5 protein-coding genes are annotated in these 6,222 nt (G+C 70.1%); 3 read left to right on the top strand and 2 right to left on the bottom strand.

Annotated features, from left to right (window positions below; genetic code table 11):
* The first annotated feature begins 239 nt into the window (after positions 1-239).
* Complete coding sequence (locus QH276_RS06655) at positions 240-1,652, top strand: ethanolamine ammonia-lyase subunit EutB (RefSeq protein WP_280402292.1); 1,413 nt, start codon at positions 240-242, stop codon at positions 1,650-1,652.
* 215 nt (positions 1,653-1,867) lie between these two features.
* A complete protein-coding gene (gene eutC, locus QH276_RS06650) occupies positions 1,868-2,686 on the top strand; it encodes an ethanolamine ammonia-lyase subunit EutC (RefSeq protein ID WP_280402296.1) in 819 nt (272 codons plus the stop codon).
* Positions 2,687-2,783: 97 nt separating this feature from the next.
* Here eutC and QH276_RS06645 read toward each other — a convergent pair whose 3' ends face one another.
* Entirely contained in the window at positions 2,784-4,154 is a 1,371-nt protein-coding gene (locus QH276_RS06645; protein ID WP_280402291.1) for an RNA polymerase sigma factor, read from the bottom strand.
* Positions 4,155-4,322: 168 nt separating this feature from the next.
* A complete protein-coding gene (ppgK, locus tag QH276_RS06640; RefSeq protein WP_280402290.1) occupies positions 4,323-5,081 on the bottom strand; it encodes a polyphosphate--glucose phosphotransferase in 759 nt (252 codons plus the stop codon).
* A gap of 210 nt (positions 5,082-5,291) precedes the next feature.
* On the opposite strand from ppgK, the gene QH276_RS06635 reads away from it, so the two are divergent.
* Positions 5,292-6,200 carry an inositol monophosphatase family protein gene (locus QH276_RS06635; protein ID WP_432278743.1) on the top strand — a complete coding sequence of 303 codons (909 nt, stop codon included), beginning with the start codon at positions 5,292-5,294 and terminating at the stop codon, positions 6,198-6,200.
* The last annotated feature ends 22 nt before the right edge of the window (positions 6,201-6,222 follow it).

Here is a 6,222-nt window from a genome sequence, read left to right as displayed (position 1 = left end):
CGTCTATTTGGCGGGCCCCCCCCCCCCCCGCCCCCCCCCCCCCCCCACCCCCCCCCCGCGCGGGTCTGGGGGGGGGGCTCCCCCCCGGGGCCCCCTGGGGGCCCAACCCCCGCGCGCCGAAGGCGCGCCAAAAACACAGTGCCGGTAGAGTTCGTGGGCACTGCGTATTCTCTCGCGGCCGCAGCGCGCGAAATCGAACCGGTTCCGCCGAGCGTGGCCCGGACGGACGGACCCGGCGGATGACTGTCTACACCCAGCAGCTGGGCGGCACGAGCTATCGGTTCGACGGCTTGGTCGAGGTACTGGCCAAGGCCACTCCGCGGCGCAGCGGTGACGAATTGGCCGGCTGCGCCGCCGCCACGGATGCCGAGCGGGCCGCGGCGCAGTGGACCCTGGCCGAGCTGCCGTTGACCGAATTCCTGGAACAGCCGCTGGTGCCCTACGAGTCCGACGAGGTCACCCGGTTGATCCTGGACACCCATGACCGGGCCGCGTTCGCGCCGGTCGCCGCCTGCACAGTCGGGGATTTCCGCGACAAGTTGCTGAGTATTGCCGCCGGGGAAGACACCGGCGACCCGGCCGCGACCCTGCGTGCTCTCGTGCCCGGCCTCACTCCGGAAATGGTCGCGGCGGTCAGCAAGATCATGCGCAATCAGGATCTGATCGCGGTGGCGCGGGCGGCGCAGGTGCGGTCGGCGTTCCGGACCACCATCGGCCTGCCCGGTACGCTGGCCACGCGGTTGCAGCCCAACCACCCGACCGATGACCCGCGCGGTATCGCGGCCGCCGTTCTGGACGGGCTGCTGCTCGGCTGCGGGGACGCCGTGATCGGGATAAACCCCGCCACCGATTCCCCGCGGGCCACGGCCGATCTGCTGGCGCTGCTCGACGATATCCGCACCCGGTTCGATATCCCGGCGCAGTCGTGTGTGCTGGCCCATGTCACCACGACCATCGAGTTGATCGCCGCCGGCGCGCCGGTGGATCTGGTGTTCCAGTCGGTGGCCGGGACGCAGGCCGCGAACGCGGCGTTCGGGGTGGATCTGGCGTTGTTGCGGGAAGCCGAGGACGCGGGCCGGTCCCTGCGCCGCGGCACCGTGGGCAACAACGTGATGTATTTCGAAACCGGACAGGGTTCGGCGTTGTCGGCCGATGCGCATCTGGGGGTGGGCGGTAAACCGGTGGACCAGCAGACACTGGAGGCGCGGGCCTACGCGGTCGCCCGGGAACTGCGTCCGCTGCTGGTGAACACCGTCGTCGGGTTCATCGGGCCGGAGTACCTCTACGACGGCAAGCAGATCGTCCGGGCGGGACTCGAGGACCATTTCTGCGGCAAACTGCTGGGTCTGCCGATGGGCGTGGATGTCTGCTACACCAACCACGCCGAAGCCGATCAGGACGATATGGACACCTTGCTGACCCTGCTGGGGGCGGCCGGCTGCGCCTTCGTGATCGCGGTGCCCGGCGCCGACGATGTGATGCTCGGCTACCAGAGCCTCAGCTTCCACGACGCCCTCTACGCCCGCCGGGTGCTGGGCCTGCGGCCCGCTCCCGAGTTCGCGGACTGGCTGGACCGGCTCGGCATGCTCGACGAAACCGGTCGGGTGCGGGCGATACCGCCCTCCGCCTCGCCGCTACGCGCCCTGTTGTAGGTCACGTAGCCGGTGCTGATCTCGGGCACCATCGCTGACGCGCGCGTGAGTCGCCGGCAGGGAACAGGCCGGCGAGTCGGGGGAGCTCTCGGTTGTCCGGATCGGGATGCGGTTACGCGGTCGCACTCCGCTGATTCGGCCCGTGGGCCGCAGGCGGCGCGGCGACGGCGTATCGGGGGGATGATGGGGATTCGGCGAACGAGGGTGTGGTGATCATGGGGATCGGCGGGCGCGACGTACGAGCAGACAGTGATTCCGGCTCCGCGTTCTGGGCCGGTTTACGCACGCTGACCCAGGCGCGGATCGGCCTGGGCCGGGCAGGTGACGCCTTGCCCACCCGGCAGGTGCTCGAGTTCGCCGCCGCCCATGCGTCGGCCCGCGACGCGGTGCATACCGCGCTGGAGGTGCCGGTTTTCTCGGCCGAGATCGCCCGGCTCGGGCTCGGCCGGCCGTTCCACGTGCGCAGCCGGGCGCGGGACCGGGCCGAATATCTGCGCCGGCCTGATCTGGGCCGGCTTCCGGCCGAGGAGCCGAACCCACTGGCACAGCTCCGGCACGACGGCGCCCCGCCGGATATCGGCGTGGTACTCGCCGATGGCCTGTCTGCCCGGGCGCTCACCGAACACGGCCCACCGCTACTCGGTGCGCTGGCCGAACTGCTGCGCCCGCAGTATTCGTTCGCGGTGCCCGTCGTGGCGACCCAGGCCCGTGTGGCGCTGGGCGACCATATCGGGGCCGCGCTGGGAGTATCCACGGTGCTGGTGCTGATCGGGGAACGGCCCGGCCTGTCGGTGGCCGACAGCCTCGGCATCTATCTGACCCACCGGCCCCGCCCGGGCCGCACCGATGCCGACCGCAACTGCGTGTCCAATATCCATCCGCCCGAGGGCCTGGGTTACCGGCGGGCGGCCGAGGTGACGGCCGGCTTGATCGCCGGGGCGCGCCGGCTCGGCCGCTCGGGGGTCGACGTGAAAGACACGTCCCGGGATTCGCTGTCACCCCCGGGCGCGTCGGCACTGGAATCGGGCGGGTAACCGGACTCCGAATACGCCACGGCCCCTGAGCATCGCGGGAACCGGGGGTTCCGGACGTGTTCAGGGGCCGTGGCGCGAGCAGGTTCGCCCGCGGGTCTCAGTCGAGGTAATCCCGCAGGACCTGCGAACGGCTGGGATGCCGCAATTTGCTCATCGTCTTCGATTCGATCTGCCGGATCCGTTCGCGGGTGACCCCGTATACCTGGCCGATCTCGTCCAGGGTCCGGGGCTGGCCGTCGGTGAGGCCGAAGCGCAGCCGCACCACCCCCGCCTCGCGTTCGGACAGGGTCTCCAGCACCGACTGCAGCTGATCCTGCAGCAGGGTGAAGCTGACCGCGTCCACCGCGACCACGGCCTCGGAATCCTCGATGAAATCACCGAGCTGGCTGTCGCCCTCGTCGCCGATGGTCTGATCCAGCGAAATGGGTTCCCGGGCGTACTGCTGGATCTCCAGCACCTTCTCCGGGGTGATGTCCATTTCCTTGGCCAGTTCCTCCGGTGTGGGTTCGCGACCCAGATCCTGGAGCAGCTCGCGCTGGATACGGCCGAGCTTGTTGATGACCTCGACCATATGCACCGGGATACGGATGGTGCGGGCCTGATCGGCCATGGCGCGGGTGATGGCCTGCCGGATCCACCAGGTGGCGTACGTGGAGAACTTGTAGCCCTTGGTGTAGTCGAACTTCTCCACCGCGCGGATCAGGCCCAGGTTGCCCTCCTGGATCAGGTCCAGGAACGCCATCCCGCGGCCGGTGTAGCGCTTGGCCAGCGAGACCACCAGGCGCAGGTTCGCCTCGAGCAGGTGGTTCTTGGCGCGGTTACCGTCGCGGATGATCCAGTTGTAGTCGCGGCGGATGGCGACCGGCGGCTTCTCCCCGGCTTCGGTGAATTCGCGCATCTTCTCCGCCGCGTAGAGGCCGGCCTCGATCCGTTTGGCGAGTTCGACCTCCTCCTCGGCATTGAGCAGCGCGACCTTACCGATCTGCTTCAGGTAGGCGCGCACCGAATCCGCGGAGGCGGTGAGTTCGGCGTCCTTACGGGCCTGGCGCAGTGCCTCGGACTCTTCCTCGTCCCAGACGAAATCGCCGGAGGCCTTGTCCGCCGCGGTGGGCTCGGCGGTCTCGGCTTCGGGTTCCTCCTCGGCGACCTCGGCCACCAGATCGTCGCCCTCGTCGGTGAGATCGTCCTCGGAGACCTCGAGATCGCCGAGATCGGCCACATCCAGCGAGTCCTCGTCCGGCTGATCTTCGCCCGGTCCTGGGGCGCCCGCGCTACCGGCCTTCTTCGCGGGGGCCTTCTTGGCCGCGCCTTTCTTGGCGGCAGCCTTTTTCGCGGGGGCCTTCTTGGCGGCGGCTTTCTTGGCCGGGGCCTTCTTGGCCACGGCCTTGCGCGCCGGGCGTGCCGCGGGAACTTCCGTGGCCTCGGCGTCGGCCGGTTCGGCTGTCTGACGGGTATTCGTGGCTACCACGTACGCCCTTTCGTGACGGTCTCGTGCGGCGTCACGCCAGAGTAGTATTCCGGCGGAGCGGTCTGTCGGGTTTACCGGCTAAAACGCCGGTCGGGTGTCCGGCTCACCGCCGGGGTCCTTCCATTGTAACGATCGACCAGTGTGCTCTTGCCCGTGCGGCGGACATCTTCAGGGGGTGATTCCGGCATCGACAGCCATGGCCGCGCCCACGATACCCGCTGTGTTGCGCAGATCGGCGGGCACCACCCGGGTGCGGTTGGTGAGCAGCGGAATCCACTGATCGGCGTCGCGGCTGATCCCGCCGCCGGCGACGAACACCGTAGGCCAGAACAGATCCTCCAGTCCCCGCAACACAGTACTGACCCGGGCCGCCCATTCGGGGTAGCCGAGGTTCTCGCGTTCCTTGACCGAGGCCGCGGCGCGGTGCTCGGTCTCCATCCCGCCGATCTCGAGGTGCCCGAGTTCGGTGTTCGGGACCAGGGTGCCGTTGTTCAGCAGCGCCGAGCCGATTCCGGTGCCGAAGGTCAGCAGCAGGACCAGGCCGTGGATATCGCGGGCGGCGCCGAAACGGTCCTCGGCCAGGCCCGCGGCGTCCGCGTCGTTGAGCACGGTGACCTCGCGGCCGTCGAGTGCGTCGGAGAACAGGGTCCGGGCGTCGGTGCCGATCCAGGATTTGTCGACATTGGCGGCGGTGTGGGCGACCCCGTCGAGCACGACGCACGGCAGCGTGAGGCCGACCGGGCCGTCCCATTCCGCCTTCGCGACCAATTGCGCGACGGCGCCGGCGACCGCTTCGGGTGTCGCCGGATGTGGGGTGGCGATCTTGATGCGCTCGTGCCGGAGTTCCCCGGTTTCGAGGTCGACCGCGGCGCCTTTGACGCCGCTGCCGCCGATATCGATACCGAACGCGTGCCGTCGACCGGACATGCGGGTTTCCCTCGTTCCCTGTGCTGGCTGATGTCGTCTTCGCGCCGCACCCGCGCGAACGCCGGCCGGGCCCGCCGCGAGCCGATCGAAACGGTGCAGGTCCGCCGCCGGCCGCGCGCTGCCGCCCCCGGGCCGACGAGGGCCGGTGTGGTGTGCACGACAAGAGTAATGTGCGTGCCCGGATGCCCGGCCCGCAGGATCTGTGCTGCGATGGTAGGCGTGCCGGAATCGATTTGGTCTCTCACCGCTGCCACCGAACCCGCTCCCGCCGACGCGGTGCTCTTACGCCGGATCGCGACCCACCTCGCCGGTATCGCCGCCGCGCATGTCCGGGCGCGCCGCCCCGAAGTCTTCGGATCCGGTGCCGCCGATACCGCCGTCCGCACCAAGAGCACCCCGACCGACCCCGTCACCGTCGTCGACACCGAAACCGAACAACTGATCCGGGACGAACTGGCCCGGCTCCGCCCCGGTGATCACATCCTCGGTGAAGAAGGCGGCGGTGATCTGGCCGCGGCCGGCGACGACGAGGTGGTGTGGGTGGTCGACCCGATCGACGGCACGGTCAACTTCCTCTACGGCATCCCCGCCTACGCGGTCTCCGTGGCCGCCGTCCGCGGTGGCCGGCCGGTGGCCGGGGCGGTCGCCGATGTCGCGGCCTCGACGGTGTACGCGGCCGGCAGCGGGCTGGGCGCCACCCGGATCGGCCCGGACGGCAGCGATACCGCGCTGCGCTGCAACCCGGTGCGGTCGGCCGAGATGGCGCTGGTCGCCACCGGATTCGCCTACGGCGTGCGCCGGCGCACCGCGCAGGCGGCCTGCGTCGCGACCCTGCTGCCCCATGTGCGCGATATCCGCCGGATCGGCGCGGCCGCACTGGATTTGTGCATGGTGGCCGAGGGCCGGGTCGACGCTCATTACGAGCACGGGCTCAACCCGTGGGATTGGGCGGCCGGCGCCCTGATCGCCGCGGAGGCCGGGGCGGTGCTGCGGTTACCACCGCTGGCGACCGCTGGTTCGGCCGGAGCACTGGTGGTGGCCGCCGCACCCGGTATCGGCGGCGAACTGTTCGCGCTACTGGACCGGCTGGGCGTTTCGGTGCCGATTCCGGAGGACTGAACGCAGCGGCGTGGACCGCGCC

The sequence above is a fragment of the Nocardia carnea genome, from assembly GCF_029869215.1.
In the GTDB taxonomy this organism is placed as follows: domain Bacteria; phylum Actinomycetota; class Actinomycetes; order Mycobacteriales; family Mycobacteriaceae; genus Nocardia; species Nocardia carnea_B.
The sequence above is the reverse complement of the archived record's forward strand: the minus strand, read 5'-3'. Positions and strand labels throughout refer to the sequence as shown.